Origin of the sequence: Aeromonas sp. sif2433 (assembly GCF_019218705.1) — a bacterium.
Classification (GTDB): Bacteria; Pseudomonadota; Gammaproteobacteria; order Enterobacterales; family Aeromonadaceae; genus Aeromonas; species Aeromonas encheleia.
Genome location: NZ_JAHUXD010000001.1, coordinates 637,781 through 659,603, shown reverse-complemented (window position 1 = coordinate 659,603; position 21,823 = coordinate 637,781). Strand labels below are relative to the sequence as shown.

At 65.5% G+C, this 21,823-nt stretch carries 17 protein-coding genes and 2 tRNA genes; 5 read left to right on the top strand and 14 right to left on the bottom strand.

Annotated features, from left to right (window positions below):
* Positions 1–59: 59 nt before the first annotated feature.
* Entirely contained in the window at positions 60–941 is an 882-nt protein-coding gene (locus tag KW825_RS02860) for a DMT family transporter (protein ID WP_218328138.1), read from the bottom strand.
* Between the two features lie 94 nt (positions 942–1,035).
* Here KW825_RS02860 and KW825_RS02855 point away from each other — a divergent pair, with 94 nt between their 5' ends.
* The gene (locus KW825_RS02855; RefSeq protein WP_042651368.1) at positions 1,036–1,518 is read left to right on the top strand and encodes a MarR family winged helix-turn-helix transcriptional regulator; all 483 of its coding nucleotides are present in this window, start codon (positions 1,036–1,038) and stop codon (positions 1,516–1,518) included.
* Between the two features lie 45 nt (positions 1,519–1,563).
* Here the strand turns inward: KW825_RS02855 and mltB are convergent, their stop codons facing one another.
* The 10 genes from mltB to KW825_RS02805 form a co-directional block, all read right to left on the bottom strand.
* Positions 1,564–2,652: a lytic murein transglycosylase B gene (gene mltB, locus KW825_RS02850; protein ID WP_218328168.1), complete on the bottom strand. Its 1,089-nt coding sequence runs from the start codon at positions 2,650–2,652 to the stop codon at positions 1,564–1,566.
* A gap of 133 nt (positions 2,653–2,785) precedes the next feature.
* Positions 2,786–3,388: a CDP-alcohol phosphatidyltransferase family protein gene (locus tag KW825_RS02845; RefSeq protein WP_218328137.1), complete on the bottom strand. Its 603-nt coding sequence runs from the start codon at positions 3,386–3,388 to the stop codon at positions 2,786–2,788.
* Positions 3,381–4,043 carry an ATP-binding cassette domain-containing protein gene (locus KW825_RS02840; RefSeq protein WP_218328136.1) on the bottom strand — a complete coding sequence of 221 codons (663 nt, stop codon included), beginning with the start codon at positions 4,041–4,043 and terminating at the stop codon, positions 3,381–3,383. The genes KW825_RS02845 and KW825_RS02840 overlap by 8 nt, the downstream gene beginning before the upstream one ends.
* 2 nt (positions 4,044–4,045) lie before the next feature.
* Entirely contained in the window at positions 4,046–5,695 is a 1,650-nt protein-coding gene (locus KW825_RS02835) for an ABC transporter permease (RefSeq protein WP_218328135.1), read from the bottom strand.
* A 3-nt stretch (positions 5,696–5,698) separates the two neighbouring features.
* Complete coding sequence (locus KW825_RS02830; protein WP_218328134.1) at positions 5,699–6,883, bottom strand: ABC transporter substrate-binding protein; 1,185 nt, start codon at positions 6,881–6,883, stop codon at positions 5,699–5,701.
* 24 nt (positions 6,884–6,907) lie between these two features.
* Positions 6,908–9,085, bottom strand: coding sequence for an FAD-dependent oxidoreductase (locus KW825_RS02825; protein ID WP_218328133.1), 2,178 nt, complete (start codon positions 9,083–9,085; stop codon positions 6,908–6,910).
* Complete coding sequence (locus KW825_RS02820; protein WP_218328132.1) at positions 9,082–9,678, bottom strand: carboxymuconolactone decarboxylase family protein; 597 nt, start codon at positions 9,676–9,678, stop codon at positions 9,082–9,084. The genes KW825_RS02825 and KW825_RS02820 overlap by 4 nt, the downstream gene beginning before the upstream one ends.
* 11 nt (positions 9,679–9,689) lie before the next feature.
* The gene (locus KW825_RS02815) at positions 9,690–10,400 is read right to left on the bottom strand and encodes a DUF1499 domain-containing protein (protein ID WP_218328131.1); all 711 of its coding nucleotides are present in this window, start codon (positions 10,398–10,400) and stop codon (positions 9,690–9,692) included.
* Between the two features lie 185 nt (positions 10,401–10,585).
* A complete protein-coding gene (locus KW825_RS02810; protein WP_042651377.1) occupies positions 10,586–10,864 on the bottom strand; it encodes a peptidylprolyl isomerase in 279 nt (92 codons plus the stop codon).
* A gap of 100 nt (positions 10,865–10,964) precedes the next feature.
* On the bottom strand, positions 10,965–11,339 hold the full coding sequence (locus KW825_RS02805; protein ID WP_218328130.1) for a hypothetical protein: 375 nt from the start codon (positions 11,337–11,339) through the stop codon (positions 10,965–10,967).
* 561 nt (positions 11,340–11,900) lie between these two features.
* On the opposite strand from KW825_RS02805, the gene KW825_RS02800 reads away from it, so the two are divergent.
* Complete coding sequence (locus KW825_RS02800) at positions 11,901–13,676, top strand: autotransporter assembly complex family protein (RefSeq protein WP_218328129.1); 1,776 nt, start codon at positions 11,901–11,903, stop codon at positions 13,674–13,676.
* A 61-nt stretch (positions 13,677–13,737) separates the two neighbouring features.
* Entirely contained in the window at positions 13,738–17,550 is a 3,813-nt protein-coding gene (locus tag KW825_RS02795) for a translocation/assembly module TamB domain-containing protein (RefSeq protein WP_218328128.1), read from the top strand.
* A gap of 121 nt (positions 17,551–17,671) precedes the next feature.
* On the opposite strand, the gene KW825_RS02790 is transcribed toward KW825_RS02795, so the two are convergent.
* Positions 17,672–17,756 (bottom strand) — tRNA-Tyr (locus KW825_RS02790).
* Positions 17,757–17,786: 30 nt separating this feature from the next.
* A tRNA-Tyr gene (locus tag KW825_RS02785) sits at positions 17,787–17,871 on the bottom strand.
* 125 nt (positions 17,872–17,996) lie between these two features.
* Here KW825_RS02785 and KW825_RS02780 point away from each other — a divergent pair.
* A complete protein-coding gene (locus tag KW825_RS02780; protein WP_218290151.1) occupies positions 17,997–18,506 on the top strand; it encodes a VC2046/SO_2500 family protein in 510 nt (169 codons plus the stop codon).
* A gap of 72 nt (positions 18,507–18,578) precedes the next feature.
* Here KW825_RS02780 and hpf read toward each other — a convergent pair whose 3' ends face one another.
* Positions 18,579–18,917: a ribosome hibernation-promoting factor, HPF/YfiA family gene (hpf, locus tag KW825_RS02775; protein WP_042651382.1), complete on the bottom strand. Its 339-nt coding sequence runs from the start codon at positions 18,915–18,917 to the stop codon at positions 18,579–18,581.
* Positions 18,918–19,303: 386 nt separating this feature from the next.
* Between hpf and KW825_RS02770 the strand changes: the two genes are divergently transcribed.
* Positions 19,304–21,823 (top strand): bifunctional diguanylate cyclase/phosphodiesterase, encoded by a 2,520-nt coding sequence (locus tag KW825_RS02770; RefSeq protein WP_218328127.1) that lies wholly within the window; start codon positions 19,304–19,306, stop codon positions 21,821–21,823.

Sequence of the window (21,823 nt, the reverse complement as noted above, 5' to 3'; positions counted from 1 at the left end):
CTGGTGGCTCCTCTTTTTTTATGCATCCTGTTGGCTATTCAAGCCATTCGTCTCGCGGGTCAGTCATTGCCGGCCTTGCCGGTGCTCGCCTTGCGGACTTGCCAGCGTTTGAAGAAGGAGCGCGTCGGCAGCTTCATCAGGAACAGGGAGAGCAGGATCACCCCGATGCCGAGCCACTGACGCCCGTCCAGGGTCTCACCCACCATCAGCACCCCCAGCGACACCGCCACCATGGGATTGGTGAGGGCCAGCATGCCCATCACCTCGGGGCCATGGCGCTTGAGGCCCCACAGCCAGGCCCAGTAGGCCAGCGCCGTGTTGAGCAGGATCAGCCAGGCAAAGGCGGGGGCACTCGCCAGCTGGGGTATCGGCATGGGGCCCGCCAGCCACCAGGCCAGCGGGATCAGCATCAGCCCCCCCAGCAGCAGCTGCCAGGCGGTGAGGGCCAGCAGATCACTCACCGGCCAGCGCTGCATCCAGCGGCTGGACTGGCCGATGAGCAGGGTGGCGAGCAGGGCGCAGCCCACGCCGATGGGATCCAGGTTGGCGGAGGGGTTGAGCAGCAGGAGCACTCCCGCCAGCCCCATCAGCCCCAGCAGCAGCCATTTCAGGCTCGGCCGTTTGCCATCCTGCAACCAGGCCAGCCCCATCAGGATCAGCGGCAGGGTCGCGCCCAGGGTGCCCGCCACGGCGCCCGGCAGGCGGAAGGCCGCCACGAACAGCAGGGCGAAGAAGGCGGTGATGTTGCAAAACGCCAGCAGGAACTGCCTGCTCCAGATCAGCGGCGGTCGGCGGGGATGCAGCACCAGCAGCAGCAGGCCGGCGGGCAAGGCGCGCCACACCGCCACCCAGTAGGGGGAGTAGTCGGTCAGGTAGAGGCTGACCAGGGCATAGGTGCTGCCCCAGAGCAGGGGGGCGAGCAGGGCAATCAGCAGTGGCATGGCTATCTCATGGACAAGTATCTTCAAGTAAAGATAAATTAGCCGCGAGTTGGTTTATTATCAAGTATCTTTACGAAAAGATAATGGAGTCTGGATGGACAGTGATCATGTAGACCTGCTGCTGGCGCAGTGGGCCCGGCAGAGACCGGATCTCGACTGCTCGCCCATGGGCGTGCTGGGGCGGGTGGCGCGCATGGCGGCGATCGCCGGGCGCGAGGTGAATGAAGAGCTCAAGGAGTGCGGCCTGCTGGGCTCCGACTTCGACATCCTGGCGACCCTGCGCCGTGCCGGCGAGCCGCTCACGCCGACCCAGCTCTACCAGTCCGCCATGCTGACCTCGGGGGCCATGACGGCCCGGCTCGACAAGCTGGCCGAGCGGGGCCTGATCGAGCGACAGGCGGCCCCGAGCGACAGGCGCAGCCTGCTGGTCTGCCTGACGGCGGACGGGCATGAGCTGATCGACAGGGCGGTGGAGCGGCACGTGGCGAACGAGCGCCGCCTGCTGGCCCCGCTGACGGACCAGCAGCAGGCGCAGCTGGCCGGGCTGCTCAAGCGCTGGTTGCTGGAAAACGAATGACAAAACGGGCCCAGCGGGCCCGTTTTGGTTGGTAGGTGACGGCTCTCAGAAGCCCCTGGCATCCCTGACCGCCAGACCCAGCTGCCACACCGCCATGGCGTAGTGGGTGCTGTGGTTGTAGCGGGTGATGGCGTAGAAGTTCGGCAGACCGTACCAGTACTGATAACCGGTGCCCACATCCAGGCGCAGCAGGCTCGCCTCGTTGTGATTGCCGAGGGAGCCGGTGGGGACCAGTCCGGCCCCGCGCAGAGTGGCGACGGGGTAGCGGGTCTGGAAGCCGTGCTCATAGCCGGGCAGCTGGCCCTGGCCGCGCACCGCCACCGGTTGTCCCTTCTCCCAGCCATGGGCCTTGAAGTAGTTGGCCACGCTGCCGATGGCATCCACCGGATCCCACAGGTTGGTATGGCCATTGCCGTCGAAGTCCACCGCATAGCTGCGGAAGCTGGACGGCATGAACTGGCCATAGCCCATGGCGCCGGCATAGGAGCCCTGGGGCTCTGCGGGATCCATGCCCTCATCCCGGGTCATCACCAGGAAGGCTTCCAGCTCGCTGGTGAAGAATTCGGCCCGGCGCGGATAGTCGAAGGCCAGGGTCGCAAGCGCATCCAGGATGCGGGTCTTGCCCATCACCCGACCCCAGCGGGTCTCCACCCCTATGATGCCGACGATTATCTCGGGTGGCACCCCGTAGATCTGCTGCGCCCGGTTGAGCTCGCTCTCGTATTCACGCCAGAAGCTGACGCCGTTTTGCACGTTGTCCGGGGTGATGAACTTGGCGCGATAGCGGTTCCAGGCACCGGTCGGGCCGGTCGGCGGCGTGGTGGTGGGGGCCTGGGCGTCCATCAGCTTGATGATCCAGTCGTAGCGCTGGGCCTGGGCCAGCACCTGATGCAGTTGCGCACTGTCGAAACCGTGCTTCTGCACCATGCGCTGCACGAATCTGTCCACATTGGGACGATTGGCGAAGTCGCCCTTGCTAACCCCTTGGCTATAAAGGGGTTTGCTCGGTGGTGTCTGGTTGATGAAGGCGCTCTTTGGCTGTGGCTTGACCACGGGCGTTGGAGCCGGTGTGCTGCTGCAGCCATAAAGCAGGGGGAAGGCGGATAGGGTGAGGACACAGACAAGGCGACGCATAGGGTTCTCGAAGGCCTGAATAAGGAGTGTCGTCATGGTAAGACATTGGCGCCGGTGCGCAAGTGCTCAGTGCATGGCGGGGGGCCGCTATTCATCCTCTGATTGATTCGCCGCCAGCGCTTGGTGCCCTTCCTCAACGAAGGGTGTGATAGCCGCTCCAGAGCCGGGTCAGGGTGGTGATGACGCAGAGCAGGGCGAAGCCGTAGGCCAGCGGCCCGAAGGCGCCGGGCCACAGGCACATCAGCACGAACAGGCTGATGGTCTCGCTGCCCTCGGTCAGACCGCCGATATAGTAGAGCGACTTGTGGTGGTAGACGGGGTTCTCGATGCCGCGCTTGCCCGCCATGATGGCGAAGGCCAGGAAGCTCGAGCCCGTCCCCATGAAGGCGAACAGCAGGGTGGCGGCGGGCAGGGCGTTGGCGGGGGCGCCGAGGGCAAAGCCCAGCACCACGGCGGCATAGAAGATGAAGTCGAGGCTGATGTCGAGGAAGCCGCCACAGTCGGTGATCCCCGTCTGCCGCGCCACGGCCCCGTCCAGTCCGTCCAGCAGCCGGTTGAACAGGATGGCGAGCAGCGCCCAGCCGTGCCATCCCAGCGCCAGCAGCGGCAAGGCCAGCATGCCGATGGCAAAGCCGGTGAGACTGACCTGGTTGGCGCTGATCCCGGCCCTGCACAGGGGGGCGGCCAGCAGCTGGAGGGGACGGCGAATGAGGGGGATCAGGTGGCGGTCAAACAAGGTCGGCTTCCTCTTTGTCGGAACAGGGGGTGGTCAGGGTCAGGATGGCGCCCGGCGCATCCTCCTCGTCGTGGGTAACCAGGATGGCCGGTATGTTCAGGCACTTGATCTGCTCGAACACCAGGGTGCGAAAGGCGCTGCGCAGCGGCTTGTCCAGCCGGGAGAAGGGCTCGTCCAGCAGCAGGGCTTGCGGCTCGGCCAGCAGCGCCCGCAGCAGGCTGACCCGCGCCTTCTGGCCGCCGGAGAGCCGGCCCGGCAGCTTGTCGGCCTGATCGCCGAGCGCCACCTGCGCCAGTGCCTCGAGGGCGCGCGCTCGCCTGGCCGCCAGCCCCTGGAGCTGGGCGGGCATGCCGAACATCAGGTTCTCCGCCACCGTCAGGTGGGCAAACAGCAGATCGTCCTGAAACAGCATGCCGACGCGCCTGGCCTGAGGGGGCAAGGGGGTGAGCAACCGCTCACCCAGATAGATGTCGCCGCTCAGCCGGAGGGGGCCCCCGGCGGGCAGCACGCCCGCCAGCGCTGCCAGCAGCGAGCTCTTGCCGCAGCCGCTCGGCCCCATCAGGGTCAGCACCTCGCCGGGGGCCACCTCGAGGGGGGGCAGCACCAGCAGGGGGCGGCCATCCAGAAACAGGGTGAGTGGGGTGGTATGCAGCATGCTCAATGCCTCAGTGCGGGATTGATGCGGCGGGGCAGCCAGAGCGCCAGGCCGTAGATGAACAGCGGCAGCAACAGTTGCAGCAGGCCGTAGAGGCCCGCCAGCCGCCGGTTGAGGCCGCTGCTGATGGCGACCGCCTCTGTGGTGATGGTGACCACGCGGCCCGCGCCAAACAACAGGGTGGGCAGGTATTGGGCCAGGCTCACCGCCGCCCCGACCCCGAAGGCGAACAGCAGCGGGCGTGCCAGCAGCGGCGCCTTCACCCGCCACCAGGCCCGCCAGGGGCTGGCTCCCAGGCTCATTGCCGCCCGGGTGAGGCGAGGGTCGAACTGGCGATAGGCGCCGTGCAGGCAGAGGTAGACATAGGGGGCGACGAACAGCAGCTGGCTCCAGAGCACCCAGCCCCAGCCGATGCCATCGACTCCGGCGCCGCCCAGCCAGTCGATCTGGAGCCGCAACCCGAACAGCAGGCTGGCCTGGGGCAACAGCAACGGCAGGCAGATGAGCCAGAGCGGCCAGGGTCGGCGATCCTGCTGCGCCTCCAGGCTGAGCACCACCAGCAGCAGCGCGATGCCGGCGCAGAGCAGCGCCAGCAGCAGACTCTGCCACAGCAAGGGGCCCAGGCTGGGCAGCAGCTCCAGCCAGTGGCGGCCGCTCCACTCGCTCGGCAGCAGGGCGGGGAAGGGCCAGCGCCGGGTCAGCGACCAGAGCAGCAGCGAGGCCAGCACCAGCAGGTTGATGGCGAGCAGGGTCCAGACGCCCGCCCGGGTCAGCCCTGCCAGCAGGGGGGAGGGGCGGGTGCGCCGCCCGTCCAGCCAGCGCGCCTTGCCCAGCCTCCCATGGCCCCACTCCAGCAGCCGCAAGCCGGCGATCAGCAGCAGGTTGCCCGCCAGCAGCAGCAGGGCGCCGCTGGCGCTGGCGCCGCGCCAGAGCAGATCGGGATCCTGATACCAGAGCCAGATCCGCACCGCCAGCGGGGCCGGGGCATCCGGCCCCAGCAGCAGGGCGAGATCCACCACCGCCAGGCCATAGGCCGCCACCGCGTAGAGTGGCAGGCGCAGGGCGGGCCAGAGGGCGGGCAGCAGCAGGCGCCACCAGATCTGCGGCGCGCTGAAGCCCATGCTGGCCCCCAGCCACTGTTGACGCGCCAGCTTGGCGGGCTCCAGGGCGGCCAGCGCCATCAGCAGCAGGAAGGGGGTCTCTTTCAGGATCAGCGCCAGTATCAGCCCTAGCCCCCAGGGATCTCTCAGGCTCTGCCAGTCCGGTGGCAGCGCAAAGCCGGTGAGGGCGGGGGAGAACAGCCGCAGCAGCCAGCCGGAGGGGGCGAGCAGGAAGGCGAAACCGATGGCGAAGGCCACGTGGGGCAGAGCCAGCAGAGGGGAGAGCAGGCGGCGCAGCCAGCCCATCCAGCGGCTTCCGTCACCCTGGGCGAGCAGCAGGGCGGTGCAGAGCAGGGCGCCCAGGGTGGAGGCGGTCGCCACCCAGAGGCTCAGGCCCACCGAGTGCCAGAGCCCGGGCTGGGCCAGCAGCAGCCTGAGATTGCCCATGGCGATGCCCTCGGCCAGCAGCAGCAACAGGCCGCCACAAAGCGGCGCGGCCAGCAGCAGGCCGCACAGCAGGATGAAGGGCAGGCGCCAGGCCCGGGAACTCATCGATCAGCGGCCGTAGCGCTCGGCCCAGGCCGCTTCCAGCCGCAGCTGCCAGCTGGGATGGGGCTCGGCCACCGCCTTGAAACGCAGTTGGGGGCCGACGTTCGCGGACGGGGCGGCACCGAGTCTGGCGGGATCCAGCACGCTGGGATCACCCCAGAAGGCGGGATCCGCCTTGCGGGTCTGGGCGGCGGGGCTCAGCAGGAAGTTGGCCGCCACCATGGCACCGGCCCGGGCGCTGGCGTTGAAGGGGATGGCGAGGAAGTGGCTGTTGGTCAGCGCCCCCTTGCTCATGGCGACCGCCCTGACAGTCGGCGGCAGGGTGCCGTTTTGCACCGAGCTCTGGGCCTCCCCCGGGTTGAAGCTGATGGCCATGGCCAGCTCATTGTCATCGAGCAGCTGCTTGGTCTCGGCGGCGCTGGTGGGGAACAGCCTGCCCTTGCGCCAGAGCGCGGGGTGAAGCGCATCGAGCCAGGTCCAGAGCGGGGCGCTCAGACGAGCGAACTCGGCGTCGGTCGCCTCCCGATAGAGGGGGGCGGGATCGGCGATCAACTCCAGCAGGATCTGCTTGAGAAAACTGGAGCCATGAAATTGCGGCGGCTTGGGGTAAGTAAAACGGCCGGGGTGAGCCCTGGCCCAGTCGAGCAGGGCGGCCGCCGAACGGGGCGGAGTGCTCACCTCATCGCCGTTGACCATCAGGTTGAGCTGGCCTATGCCCCAGGGGGCCTCCAGCCCGTCCACCGGCACCGTGAAGTCCTCCGTCACCGGCAGGCGTTGATCCACCAGGGCCATGTTGGGCAGATCTGGGCTGAAGGGGGCGCCCAGCAGCCCCTGTTCCTTGAGCGCCTTGAAGTTCTCGCCATTGACCCAGAGCAGGTCGATGGGGCCTTTGTCGGTCTTGCCCGCCTGCTTGTTGGCCAGCAACTGGCTGACGCTCTGGGCTATGTCATCCACCTTCACCTGCACCAATGTGACCTTGTACTGGCGCTTGAGCTCCTGCCCGGCCCACAGCAGGTAGGCGTTGATCTCCGGGCTGCCGCCCCAGGCGTTGAAATAGACGGTCTGGCCCTCGGCCTGCTGCAGGGTCTGCTGCCACTCCTCCTCGCCGGCCTGCAACGGGGTTGCCATCAGCAGGGGCAGTGCCGCGAGGCACATGGCGTGGAACAAGGAGCGAAGCCGGGTCTTGAACATGATGATTGCCTTATGCAAAGGGGATCAGGCGCCGCGGCGCCAACCGTGATAACGGGCCAGCAGGGTGGGCAGCCAGGCTGGCTGGTGGGCCTGCTGCCAGGCCTGCAACCAGAGCCCCGCCACCTGCTTGTTGCCCTCCATCAGAGTGGGATAGGCGTGCACCGTGGCGAGGATCTTGCGAAGCCCCAGCCCGTGGCGCATGGCGAGCGCGAATTCGGCGAGCCGCTCGCCGGCCTGGGCGCCCACTATGGTGGCCCCCAGGATCTTGTCCTTGCCCGGCACCGTCAGCACCTCGACAAACCCCTCCCGCTCGCCGTCGGCGATGGCCCGATCCAGCTCGGCCAGCGCGAAGCGGGTCGTCTCGAAGGGGATGCCCTGCGTCTGCGCCTCCCTGCGGTTGAGCCCCACCCTGGCGATTTCCGGGCTGGTGAAGGTGGCGGCCGGGATCACCCGGTAGTCGGCCCGAAAGCGCTTGAAGGGGCTAAACAGGGCATTGACCGCCGCATACCAGGCCTGATGGGCGGCGAAGTGGGTGAATTGGTAGGGACCGGCCAGGTCTCCCACCGCCAGTATGCTGGGGTAGTTGGTGGCGAGGAAAGCATCCACCCGCACCGTGCCCCCCGGATTGAGGGTGACCCCCAGCTCCTCCAGCCCGAAGCCGGTCACGTTGGCGACCCGGCCCAGCGCCAGCAGCAGCCTGTCTCCCTCGATGAGCATGAGCTCGTCGCCCTGCGGGGTGCTTTGGCGCAGCTGCAGGGCGATCTCGCCGTTTTTGTCGAGCTCGACTCGCTCGGCCTGCCAGCCGGTCAGCACCCTGACGCCGTCCGCCTCCATCTGCGCCTGCAGCAGCGCGGCGACCTCGGGCTCTTCCCTCGGCAGCAGCTGGTCGGCCAGCTCCACCAGGGTCACGGAGATGCCGAGCAGGGCCAGGCTCTGGGCCAGCTCGCAGCCGATGGGGCCGCCGCCGAGCACCAGCAGGTGGCGCGGTGGCTCGCGCAACTGCCAGAGGTTGTCCGAGGTGAGGTAGGGCACCTCGCCGAGCCCCGGCAGGTCCGGCACCCGCGGCCTGGCGCCGGTGGCGAGGACGATGTGACGGCTGCTGAGGCGCCGGCCGTTCACCTCCAGCTCCCAGGGGGAGACGAGGCGGGCTTGCCCCTGGATGCACTCCACCCCGAGCCGCTGGTAGCGCTCGACGGAGTCGTGGGGCTCGACCTGCTCGATCACCTCGGCAATGCGCGCCATCACGGCGGCAAAGTCGGCCCGGGATTGGCTGGGGCTGAAACCCAGGGCGCCGGCCTTGCGCTGATCAAAGGCGAAGCGAGCGCTTCTGATCAGCGCCTTGGAGGGGACGCAGCCGGTGTTGAGGCAATCCCCCCCCATCTTGTGCTGCTCGATGAGGGCCACCCTGGCCTTGACCGCGGCGGCGATGTAGCTGCTGACCAGGCCACCGGCGCCGGCCCCTATCACCAGCAGGTTGTAGTCGAAGCGCCCGGGTTTCTGATAGGGGGCGTGCAGCCGGCGCAGGGCTAGCCTGCGTTGCAGCAGGCTCACCAGGCTCTTCATCAATAAAGGCATCAACCCGAGCAGGGTCAGCGCCGCCATCAGGCCGGGGGAGAGGATGTTGCCCGTGCTGGTGAGGGTGGCCAGCTCGCTGCCCGCCAGCACATAGACGAAGGTGCCGGGCAGCATGCCGAGCTGGCTCACCCAGTAGTAGGTACTGACTCTGATGGGGGTGAGCCCCATCAGCAGGTTGATCAGAAAGAAGGGGAAGAGGGGGATGAGGCGCAGGCTCAGCAGGTAGAAGGCGCCATCCTTCGCCATTCCCTGCTCGAGCTGGGCCAGCTTGTCGCCGAAGCGCGCCCTGACCCAGTCGCGCAGCAGGAAGCGGGCGCTGAGAAAGGCCAGGGTGGCGCCCAGGGTGCTGGCAAACGACACCAGCAGCAGCCCCCATGCGACGCCGAACAGGGCGCTGCCTACCAGGGTCAGCAGGCTGGCGCCGGGCAGGGAGAGCGCGGTGGTGAGCACGTAGATGAGCATGAACAGCAGGCTGGCCTGGCCGAAGTGCGCCTGTACCCAACCGGAGAGCTGCGCCTGACGTGCCTGCAGCTCGGCGAGGCTCAGGTAGCGGCCGAGATCGAGGGCGAAGAAGGCGCCGATGAGGCACCCCATGCTCAGCAGTAGCAGCAGGCGGGATCTGGTCATCGGGGTGTCTGGTCCGGCTTTTTATTGCCGGGCAGAGGGGGCCGCTCGGGTTGCACCGGCAGCTGGCAGAAGCCCTGGGGGGCGATGTCGAGGGCGGCGTTGAACTTGGCGGACATGTTCTGGAAGGCGATGAGGCCGGTCAACTCCACCAGGGCATCGTCGTCGAACCAGGGTTTGAGCCGAGCCGCCTGCTCGTCGCTCACCCCCTCCAGCCCGGTCATCGCCTCTGTGTAGTCGAGCACTGCGCGTTCCCGCTCATCGAACAGGGGGCTGTCCCGCCACTGGGCCAGGGCCTCCACCTTGGCGCTGGATCCCGCCCGCTTGATCAGCGTCATGGCGTTGATGTCGACGCAGAACCGGCACCAGTTGAGCTGGGAGACTCGCACCGTCACCAGGGATCGCAGCACGGGATCTATGGGGGATCGCTTGCGGTTGATCACCCCGTACAGGGTGGCCACGGCGGCAAACAGGCGTGGCGAGCGGCCCCAGCACTTGCCGGGGATCAGCACCTGGCCGTAGTTGCGTTGCTGCAGCCAGAAGAAGGGGCGGATAAACCAGGCATATTCCCGATCGGGCTTGACCTCGACACGCATTGATTACCTTCTTATTGCTTCAAATTGGGTTTGTAGGCCTGACCGAGCCGCTCGTTGAGGCGGGTCAAAAAGTCCTGGATCCGCGCCCGGTTGGCGCCCAGATCGCTGCGCCCCTGGCGGGAGGCGGAGCGCATGTCGACCCGGGTTTCTTTCGGACCCTGGAAGACCCGTAGCGCCACATCATCCTGGAAGCCGAACCAGCCCGAGGTCACCACGGCATCGAGGCCGTCCGGGCTGGGCTCTACCTGCCAGCCCAGCTCGCTCATCAGCTCGCTCGCCTCGGTGACAACCTCGATGGGGGTGGCTCTGGTATAGAGAGGACCGGGGTTGCCGGCAAATGCTTGCAGGGGGGCGGCATTGATGGGGAGATCCTGCGCCGTTCTCAGCCGCTCGGCCCACTGGAGGCGGGGCGGGTGGTAGGGATCCGTGCTGACGTCGTTGGTGAGCGGGGCGCGTAGCGCCTGCACCACAAACAGCAGGGGCAGCAGCAGCGGGACTACACCCCACAGATGGCCCCCCAGCTGGCTCCACTGGTTGTCCGCCCGGCGTGGTACCCCGTATCGGCGCCAGAGCAGGTGCAGCAAGAGTCCGAGGCTTATCAGGGCGCTGGCGAGGCAGAGGCTGAAGCCGACCCACCAGGGCCAGAGGTGAACGCGGCTGCCGATGGCGCCGCCGAGGGGCAGCAACCAGGCCAGCAGGGGCCACCACAAATAACTGGGCATATGAGGGATCCACTGGTTATGATGGAGCAATGCCCAGAAGGATAAACTTAATTAACTGATAACGTTAGTAAATTTATGCTAATCCGGCCATTTTCAGCAGCCTTGGCGTTCGCTGCCGGGTTGGTGCCGGCGTCCTAGCCCTGTGAGGTGTGAGCGGGCTGGGCGCCCTCGCGACGCCCCGGGGCTCAGTTGCGGTACAGCACCTTGATGAGGTGGAAGCCGAACTTGGTGCGCACCGGGCCCAGCACGGTCAGCAGCTCCCCCTTGAACACGGCATCGTCGAACGCCTTGACCATGTCCCCCTTCGAGAACTCCCCCAGATCGCCGCTGCGCTTGGCGGAGGCGCAGGTGGAGAAACGCTTCGCCATCTGGCCAAAATCGGCGCCCTTGGCGAGCTTTTCCTTGATCTCAAGACATTGCTTCTCGGTTTTGACCAGGATGTGCTGGGCACAGGCTTTCTTCATGGGGCGCTCCGCGGCAGTTGACAACAAATGGGGCGCAAGATTACCCGAATTCGCCGCCCACGTCAGCCGTCGGCGCGCCGGGGCGGGAAGATGGGCGGGATCAGCCGCGCGCGTTCGCCGTCAGCCGCGTTCTGGGACGAGCCTGCCACAGGATCTCCAGCCCCAGCAGGGCGTACAGGCTCCAGATCGCCAGCGGATTGAGCCACTGGCCGCTCAGCTGCAGGGTGGACAGTGCGCCCCCCAGCAGCAGCAGGGTGATCCCGGGCAGGCGCCAGTGCGCCGGCAGCGGGGCCAGCATGGCCAGCCCCAGCAACAGGACGAGCCCAAAGGGCAGGTTGAGGGCGGTGAAGGCCAGCGCCTGCTGGCCACTCATGCCGGTCAGCAGGGCCAGCAAGGCGCTGCAGCAGGCCAGAAAGGTGATGAACTCGAGCCGATCGGCGATGTAGTCAGCCATCTGTTCGCTACGTGAGGGCATGGGATCTCTCCTTCTATTGATGTCGCCAGTGTGGGGCAGGCGGGCGGGCAGTGGCAGCGGGATAAATCGATTGGATTGAGCGAAGCTTTCATTCCACCTGTTCAAGTGATTGATTTAAATTTATTTTCCTGTTGAATAGCAGGGAGCGAACCGGGCCTTGATGAACGAGGCTGTCAAGCCGCCCTTGATGCTCTGGGCGGTCATTCCGGTTGTGAGCCGACAGAGGTTGTCGCGTGGCGCCCGCGGCCGGCCATGGGGTGCGGCAGACTAGCGGCAGACTATGGGAGAGTGACCGCGGGCCAGGGTGGCGGTTTTTTGTACCCACTGGCCGGGGAAGTGTGCGTTTTTCGCTCAGGGAGGCGGGGTTTTCCCCCTGGGGGCACCTGCCGAGGGCTGTTTTGCGGGATGACCCATGCCAACATGGGGGAGGCGCGCGTGGGGGTACTCCCTGCTGTCGAGTCCCTGTTTATGCTAGGATGAACTGCGCTTGCTCGGGAGTGAGCCTCATTATCATTCTAAATAATTCAGTCTTTTAATAATGTTATGCGGGGAAATTGACGTTTGACAGGATGCTATCCTCTCCTGCCTGCAGGGATCACATCGCCTGGACGAAGCATTCGTCGCGGGCTTGGCGCACTGGGGCTAGCCCTCTGCCTGTTGCTGCTGGTGACGCCGGCCATGGCGGCCAAGCTGACCTATCAGATCAAGGGGGTCAAGGGCGAACAGAAGGATAACGTCGAGGCCTATCTCAATGCCCTGCCCGTCTACCAGGAGCGCCAGTATCGCCCCGCCCGCGCCAAGATCACCGAGAGCGTGCAGCAAGCGCTGCAGGTGTATGGCTACTACCAACCGAAGATCACCCTCAAGCGCGAGAAGAAGGCCCCCGCCAAGGTGCTGGTCGAGATCGACAGGGGCAAGCCGGTGCTCATCTCGCGCCTCGACATACTGCTGGAAGGGGATGCGGGCAGCGACGAGATCTACAGCGAGCTGCTGGACAAGCTGCCCCTCAAGGAGGGCGAGCCCCTCAACCACGGCAAGTACGAGTCCATCAAGGCGGATCTCGGCAGTCTGGGGCTGGCGCGCGGCTACTTCGACGCCAAGATCAGCCAGAGCCAGGTCAAGGTGTTCCCGGATCAGGGCACGGCCGAGATCTTCATCCTGTTCCGCTCCGGCCCCCGCTATCACTTCGGCGAGATCCGCTACGATGCCACCCCGGAGGCGCTGCGCCTCATCCGGCCGCTGATCAACGTCAAGAGCGGCGATCCCTATCTGGCGATCCGCCTGGCCGAGATGTCGCAGGATGTCTCCTCCACCAAGCTGTTCAAACAGGTGGATATCAAGCCGCTGATCGGTCAGGCCGAGGGCAACATGGTGCCGCTGCAGGTGACGCTCACCAACAGGGTCGATCACGAGATCGAGGCCGGTGTCGGCTATGCCACCGACGTGGGGCCGAGGATGAGCGCCACCTGGGAGAAGCCCTGGGTCAACCGCTACGGCCACAGCCTGTCCAGCACCGCCAAGATCTCGGCCCCTGAGGCCGAACTCAGCTTCGATTACCAGATCCCGGTCGGCAACCCGCTGCGGGACTACTACTCGCTGCAAGCGGGTTACCAATACACGGACAACAACGACACCCGCTCCGATCTGGCCACCTTCGGCGTGCACCGCTGGAAGCGGCGGCCGGATAGCTGGGACAGGGACGTCTTCATCCGGCTGGAGAACGAACGCTATGTGCAGGGTAACGACGAAGGGAACAGCCTGCTGCTGATCCCGGGTGTCTCCTGGTCGCGGCTGCGGGTGCGCGGCGGCCTGGTGCCGGAGTGGGGCGATCGCCAGCAGCTGACCACTGAGTTCTCCAGCCCTTACTGGGGCTCCGACATCAGCTTCATGCGGGTGTGGGGACGCAGCAAGTGGCTGCGGACCCTGGGGGATGATCACCGTTTCCTGATGCGGGTCGAGCAGGGGGCCATCATAGGGGACGACTTCGCCCTGGTGCCCCCCTCCCTGCGTTTCTTCACCGGTGGCGATCAGACCGTGCGTGGCTACGGCTATGAGACCATCTCCCCCAAGGATGAGGATGGCAAGCTCACCGGCGGGCGCTATACCAGCGTGGGCAGCCTGGAGTACAACTATCGCTTCAGCGAGAAGTGGCTCGGCGCCCTGTTCGTGGATGGCGGTACCGCCACCATCGATTACAGCGAGGCCTGGAAGATAGGCACCGGGGTCGGGGTGCGCTGGGTCACGCCCATCGGTCAGGTCCGGCTGGATCTGGCGGTGGGCATCTCCGAGGAAGACAAGCCGCTGCGGCTGCACTTCGCGCTGGGGCCTGAATTATGATCTGCTTTAACCGCCTTCTTCTCTGGCCGCTGCGGCTGTCTCTTTCGCTGGGGTCTGCATCGTGATCTGGGTAAAACGTATTTTCTTGTGGCTGATGGGCATCGTCTTTCTGCTGCTCATCGGCGTCAGCCTGCTGGGCTTCAGCCACCCGGGCAACCAGTGGTTGTGGCAACAGGCCAGGGCCGCGCTGCCCTCCCTCAAGGGGGAACTGGTGGCAGGGCAACTCGGCTACGGCTGGACCCTGAAAGGGCTCGGCTGGCAGGATGCGCTGGTCGATGTCACGATCGATCACGCCGTGCTGGATTGGGATCTCGGCAAGTTGCTGCAGGGCAAGCTCTGGATCAAGTCGCTGGAGGTGAGCCATCCCGTGGTCCGGGCGGCGCAAGCCGAGCCTGCCGCCGAAGAACCGACGGCGCCCTTCGTCTGGCAGCCGCTGCCGCTGCGCATCCAGATCGACAGCCTCAAGGTGACGGATCTGGATTTCGCCGTGCCCGGGCTGGGGCTGACCCTCAAGTCTCTCGATATAGGGGCGAGCCTGGATCGCAAGGGGCTGATCGTGCGCGGGCCCATGCTCGATGGCCTGAATGTGACCCTGGTCGAGACGCCACCGGCCAAGACCCCAACCGACAAGGCAGGCAAGACGGCCAAGGCCGCCCAGTCGGCGACCAAGGCGGCCCCATCCCCTGTCGGCACCAAGGAGCCGGTCATCGCCAAGGCAAAACAGGGAAATGACAGCAAGGCCACTAAGGCCAAGAAAGCGGCGTCCATCGCGCTACCCGCCTTTAGCCTGCCATTCCCCGTCCAGCTCGAAGGACTGTCCCTGACCAGGCTGCGTTATCAGCAGGGTGAGTTGATCGAGGGCATCGACAAGCTGGTGCTATCCGCCACGGCAAAAGAGGAGCGCATCGACATCCGCGAGCTCTCCCTGCGCCACGACATGGCCGATCTGGCGCTCAGCGGCCATGTGCGCCTGGTCGATGACTATCCGCTCGCCCTGACCCTGGATGCCAAGGCCCGCAAAGGGCTGAAGCAGTGGGAGCTCGACAACGAGCAGGCGAAACTGACCCTGGACGGCTCGGTCGGCAAGCTGGCGCTGGCGCTGCAAGCCAAGGGGCCGGTGGCTGCCACTCTCAAGGGAACCCTGGCGGCGCTGGATCCTGACTTGCCGTTTGATCTGGCGCTGGACTGGAAGAGCCTCGGCTGGCCGCTGCACAAGCCCGCCAAGGAGGAGCCCAGCTACCAGCTGGGCAAGGGCAACCTGACCGCCAAGGGGCAGCTCTCCGGCTATCAGTTTGCGCTCAAGACCAGCGGCAAGGGCACGGATGTGCCGCCCTTCAAGCTGGCCTTGTCGGGTAAGGGCGATCTGGCGAAGCTGAGTCGCATCGAGTTGCTGCTCAATGCCCTGACCGGCGAGCTCAAGCTCGATGGCAAGCTGGCCTGGAGCAAGGGGGTCCAGTGGCAGGGCACCACCGAATTCAAGGAGATCAACCCGGCCGAGCTGCTGCCCGAGATCAAGGGCAAGCTGGCGGGCAAGATAGTCAGCCGTTTCGAGCTGACCGAGGCGGGCCACTGGCAGCTGGCGCTCCCCGAGCTCAGGGTAGACGGCAAACTGAACCAGTATCCGCTGGCCCTCAAGGGGGAGCTCAGCGGCAACGACAAGATGGAGTGGCAGATCCCGGCGCTGGCGCTGCAAAGCGGCCCCAACCATCTGCGGGCTAGGGGATCGCTCACCGCGCAAGCCTGGAGGCTGGATGCGGATCTGGATGCGCCCGCCCTGGGTGGCCTCTATCCCGGTCTCAAGGGCGACATCAAGGGCCAGGTCCGCCTCACCGGCAGCCAACAGGCGCCGAGGGTGAACGTCGATCTGGCCTCGGGTCGTCTCTCCTATGCCGGCACAGTGCTCAAGGGGAGCGCCATCAAGGGCAATGCCCTGGTGGGAGACAAGCCCGCCGGTGAGCTGGCGCTGACGGTGGCGAGCCTGGTGCAGGGGGCGAACTCGCTCTCTCAGCTGGCCCTGAACCTCAGCGGCGATCTCAACCGCCACGATCTCACCTTGACCATGAAGGGGGAGCCGGTGGCCGCCAATCTGAGCCTGAATGGCGGCCTGCGCGAGGATCACTGGCGCGGCGCGCTCTCGAGCCTCAAGTTGAAGACGCCGCTCAAGCGCTGGGAGCTGACGGCACCCTGGGCGCTGGACCTGGATCTGCCCAAGCAGCAGCTGACCATGGGGGATCTCTGCCTGGGATCGCAGGGGGCCAGCCTCTGCGTCAAGGGCAGCCGGCTCTCCGCCGAGCAGGGCAGCCTGGACTTCGCCCTGAGCGCGTTCGATCTCAAGCGACTGCGCCCCTGGTTACCGGATAACTTCCGCTGGCAGGCGGTCCTGTCGGCAGACGGTCGCGCCAGCTGGCGCGGCTCCCAGCCGACCCTGCACGCCAGGGTCCGCACCACGGCCGGGACCTTCGTGGCCGATGAGCTCAAGACCGACTACCAGCAACTCGAGCTGGGGGTCGATTTCGAGCGCCAGCAGGCCGCGGTCCGGATCGACTTCGCCTCCCGCCAGATCGGCAACATCGACACCGAGATGCTGATCAGGGAGCCCGCCGGGCGTGGCAACCTGTCCGGCCAGCTCAAGTTCGACAGCCTCAAGCTGACCACCTTCGCCCCGCTGATCCCCGAGGTGCGTACCCTGCAGGGGATCATCTCGGCGGATGCGCGCTTCGATGGCACTCTGGCGTCCCCCCTGCTGTACGGCGAGCTCAACCTGCGCGATGGCGAGGTGCAGACCCACTCCGACATGGTCACCCTGAGCAAGCTGGTGACCCGTCTCAAGATTGAAGGCAACAGGGCCGAGCTCGATGGCTCCATGCTGGTGGGCAAGGGGCCGCTCGCGCTGGGGGGCTGGCTGAGCTGGGCCCGGCTGCCGGTCACCGGCAGCCTCACCATCCAGGGCAAGGATCTGGAGGCCCAGTACCCGGGCATGGGCCGGGTCAGGGTGACGCCGGACATCGCCATCTCGCTGGGCGAGGAGACCAGGATCAGCGGTCAGGTGGACATCCCCTGGTCGCGGATCCTGGTCAAGAGCCTGCCCGAGAGCGCGGTGGCCCTCTCCGATGACGTGACGGTGATCTATGACGATGTGCCGCCGCTGCCGAAGACGGCGCCACTGCCGATGGAGATCAAGCTGGCCATCCGGCTGGGGGATGACGTGCGGCTGGAGGCCATGGGGCTCAAGACCAAGGTGGCCGGGGCGCTCAACATCCGCCAGGATCCGTCCAAGCCGCTGTCGGGCAACGGTCAGCTGGTCCTGAACGAGGGGCGCTTCAAGGCCTACGGCCAGAACCTGATCATCAAGGATGGCCGGATCCTGTTCTCCGGCCCCATCGATCAGCCCTATCTCAACATAGAGGCGTATCGGGATCCCGATACCATAGAGGACAACGTCACCGTCGGGGTGCGGGTCACGGGGCCGGCGGCCAAGCCGAAGATCACCGTCTATTCCGAACCCATGATGACGCAGTCCGAGCAGCTCTCCTATCTGCTGCGCGGCAAGGGGTTGCAGACCAGTGGCGAGGATGGCGGCTTCAACGGCCTGCTGGTGGCCGGTGCGGTCAGCCAGGCCAACGGGGTGGTCTCCAGCATAGGGGAGTCCCTCGGCATGAGCGACGTGGCACTCGACACCGCCGGCAGTGGGGACGATACCCAGGTGACCCTGTCTGCCTATCTGCTGCCGGGCCTGCAGTTCCAGTACGGGGTCGGGGTGTTCAGCCCCATCGCCGAGTTCAAGCTGCGCTACGAGGTGCTGCCGAGACTCTATCTGCAGGCGGTGAGCGGGGTGGCCCAGGCGGTGGACATCTTCTATCGCTTCACCCTGTGAGGCGGATGTCGCAACAACGGGAGGCCTTGGCCTCCCGTTTTTCATGGTGCTATCCGACGGGGTGAGATTGAGAGGGCCCGGAAATGCAAAAACCCGGCGCTTGGCCGGGTCTTCAGAAGAGTGGTGGAGGGAGAAGGATTCGAACCTTCGAAGGCAGAGCCGTCAGATTTACAGTCTGATCCCTTTGGCCGCTCGGGAACCCCTCCACGGGGCAGTACCTGATTGTTGCACTTGAATGGTGGAGGGAGAAGGATTCGAACCTTCGAAGGCAGAGCCGTCAGATTTACAGTCTGATCCCTTTGGCCGCTCGGGAACCCCTCCTCGAGTGCGAGGCGTATACTAACAGATCTGTCGCGCTTGTGAACCCCTTGGCTTTATTTTTAATGCTCAAAGGATCGGGTTGATGGCCGATAAACAATGAAACCCCCATTTCTGAGATTTATCTCATGCTGCCCAGCGCGATACGTGACCGACTGCTCGTCGATGAAGCCCAGCTGGGCCAGCGCCTCAACCAGGATCTCCGCCAGGGGGACAGGGCCGACTTCCGGCTGCACCTGGCCCTGCTGACCGATGCCGTCGAGGAGCAACCCTGGTTTGGGGCCACGCCGGCGGCGGCGCCGCAAGAGCAGGCCTGGCGCAGCCATTTCGGTCTGCCACCCGAGGCGGCCTTGCAGGGGACAGTGGCGGAGCCCGATGCCAGCGAGCTCAACGAGCGTCTGCAACAGGGGGGGAGCATGGTGGATGTGCGGCTCTGGCTGGCGCTGCGCTCGCCCCCGCTGGTGAGCAAGGCCGCGGCGCTGGATCCGGCCATCTACGACAACCTCTCGGCGCTGGGGCGTGAACGCTGGCAGGGCAGGCTGGCCTCCCAGCCGAGGGGGGAGGATCCCTTGCTGATGCTGCCGCTGCTGGAGGAGTTGAAACTAGGGGTCGATGCCCGCTTGCGCTGGCTGGGGTGACGTCAGGCGCTGCAAATACAAAAAGGCGGGATGGCCCGCCTTTTTGCTCAATGAGGGTGATGACAGTCCGGATTATGCGTCGGCTTCATCCGGCTGGGGCACTTCCTTGACCACGGCCGCCCCACGGCGTGCTATGGGTTTCTCGATGTGACGAGTGAGCTGGCGCTCCAGCTTCTGGCCCAGATCGGTGATGGCGGCGTACAGATCCTCGTGCTCTGCCTGTGCAAACAGCTTGCCGTTGGGGATACCGGCCGTGGCCTCGACGATATACATCAAACGCTCTTTGGAGATGATCACATGAGGTGTGATAAGAGGCACCTGAAGACGCTCGAGCTTTTCAAAACGGGATTCAATGCGCTCGCGGATGGCTGGGGTGATGTCGATGATTTTACTGGTCATTTCGATTTTCATATTGGCCCCCTTCGGGTCGTCTTGCTTGTGTCTTCACCCTCAGATTACCCATGCCAGCGAATGAAAACGTGATCTGTGTCACGAAATTTTCCCTTGGTTATTTAGCGATTTATAAATTGTGAGCTTTTCCCGTTTCATGCCAAAAACCGCTTGAGCTCGGCGAAACGGGCAGGCAGTATGAAGCAACTAGGATCGTCTCTGTCCCCTCTTGGCAGCGCCTTGTGTCGACCCGATGTCTGGTTTTCGCCGCTTAGTCTCGCCTCTTTACCCACACTTCTCTCCTCGCATCGCAACCGCCATGCGCAAGCGGGTATATGGGCGCGAGTGGATATTCCCTCCAGGCCGTGTCCGGGATGGATTGCGTAGTTGTAGTGTTGGAGTCGTAAATGAAACAACAAGCCACTCAGATGATGTGGTTTTATGATCGGCAGCATAAGCAATGGAGTCTGTCCGATCATGTCTCTTGCCAACCCTGGCAGGGGGAGGGGGCACATCCCTGGGCCACGCGGCTGGCGCCAGAAGATGAACCCGGCTTCGCCGACTTTCTCTCCAGACTCCACCATTCTCGTCAGCCAGGCCAGTTCATCGGCCACCTCAGCGATGACGCCGGCGCCCTGCACCATGTGCTCTGGTGCGGCCAGTACGTGCCCGCGCAGCAGCTGTGCTGCGGCTGGCTGGCGCCCCTCGAGGTGACGGATCGAGAGGCGAACGGCAGCGGGCAAGCTGCCGGGCTCGCCCAGCATCCTCCGCTGTTGCAAGACCCCTTGCTGGCCCAGCTGGCGCAGGCCCTCTCCGCCAGGACGGGGCTCGACTTCTGCAATACCCTGGTCAACGAGCTCGCCCACATCCTGGGGGCCAATGCGGTATGGCTGACGGAGCGGGTCGGTCGCGATCGGCTCAGGGTACTGGCGAGCCACGGTATCGATCTCAAGGAGTACGGGATCGCCGACCTGCCCTGCCGGCAGCTCTATCGGCAGGGGGCCGCCGGTGCGGCCCCCATCAGCGAACCCCTGACCGACTGCGCCGGCCTGCCACCGGGCCAGCACTACTACGCCCAGCCGCTCAGTGATCGCGCTGGCCAGATCCTGGGCCATCTGGCCTTGCTCTTCCCGAGCCAGACCCAGACCGCCAACCTGGATTCCGTTCTGACCATCTTCTCGGTACGCATGGTGGCCGAGCTGGAGCGGTTGCAGAGCGACGCCCAGCTGCGGCTATCTGCGGTGGCATTCGAGACTCACGAAGGGATCATCATCACGGATCCCGACTTCAAGATCCTGCGGGTCAACCATGCGTTCAGCCAGATCACCGGCTTCGACAGCCAGGCGGTGATAGGCCTGCACCTTGGCAATGACCTCTGGTCCGGACTGGGGGGGCTTGGCTACGAGCTCAACGCCCTCGATCGCTGGCAGGGGGAGACCCTGCGGCTGAACGTCGGCGGTGACTCCTATCCCCAGTGGGAGATAGTCACCCCGGTGCAGGATGACAAGGGGGGGATCAGCCATTACGTCATCTTCTTCGAAGATATCTCGGAGCGTAAGGCGGCGGAGCGACGCATCCAGGATCTCGCCTATTACGATGAGCTGACCGGCCTGCCCAATCGCCGTCAGCTGCACGAGACTCTGGCCCAGGCCTTCCTCGAGGCGAGCCGCGAGCACCTGGTCGGTGCCCTGCTGTTTATCGATCTCGATCACTTCAAGACCATCAACGACTCCCTCGGCCACGCCACCGGCGACTGGCTGCTCAAGGAGGTGGCCAGCCGGCTCAAGCGGCTGGTGCGGCAGGGGGATTGCCTGGCCCGGCTCGGCGGTGACGAGTTCGTGCTGCTGCTGCCGTCGCTGTCGACCAGCCCGCCCCAGGCGGAGATGCAGGCCGATCTCATCGCCGAGCGACTCATCGGCGAGATCGCCGCCCCCTATACCCACGGTGGTCAGGTGCTGCACATCGGGGCCAGCGTCGGCATCACCCTGTTCCCCGGCCGGGAGCAGGAGGCGGGGGATCTGCTCAAGCAGGCGGACACCGCCATGTACCAGGCCAAGTCGGCGGGCCGCAAGACCCGGCGCTTCTTCGATGCCTCCATGCAGTTGCAGGCGGATCGCCGCCTGCACATCCACAACGAGCTGCGCAGCGCCCTCAACAACCAGGAGCTGACGCTGCACTATCAGCCCCAGCACATGGTGGAGGGGGGCGACATCATAGGGGTGGAGGCGCTGATCCGCTGGCAGCCGCCGGGCCGGGCCCTGGTCTCACCCGCCGAGTTCATCCCCATCGCCGAGGAGACGGATCTCATCGTCGACATCGGCAACTGGGTGCTGCATGAAGCCTGCAGCCAGTATGTCTCCTGGGAGGAGAACGGGATCCACGTGCCCCAGCTGTCGGTCAACGTCAGCGCCAAGCAGTTCCACGCCACGGATTTCGTCGACTGCGTCCACGATGTGCTGGCCGCCACCGGCATGGATCCCGCCTGCCTGAACCTGGAGATCACCGAGTCCGTGGTGCTCGGCCACGCGGAAGACACCATCAGCAAGATGACCGAGCTCAAGGCTCTTGGCATCAGCTTTGCCATCGATGACTTCGGCGCCGGCTACTCCTCCCTGAGCTACCTCAAGCGGTTGCCGGCCGATGAGCTGAAGATCGATCGCTCCTTCATTCAGGACATCCCCAAGGATGGCGACAACATGGCCATCGTCGAGGCGGTGATCGCCATGGCCCGCCACATGGGCTTCAATGTGACGGCGGAAGGGGTCGAGTCCCGCCAGCAGCTGGAGTTCCTGCAAGCGCAGGGCTGCCATTTCTACCAGGGCTATCTCGCCTCCAAGCCGTTGCCTGTGCCCTATCTTGAGCGCTACGTCCGTCGGCTGACCCGCCCCGAACGCGTCGTCCCTGCCGATAAAAATAGTGTGGCGTAG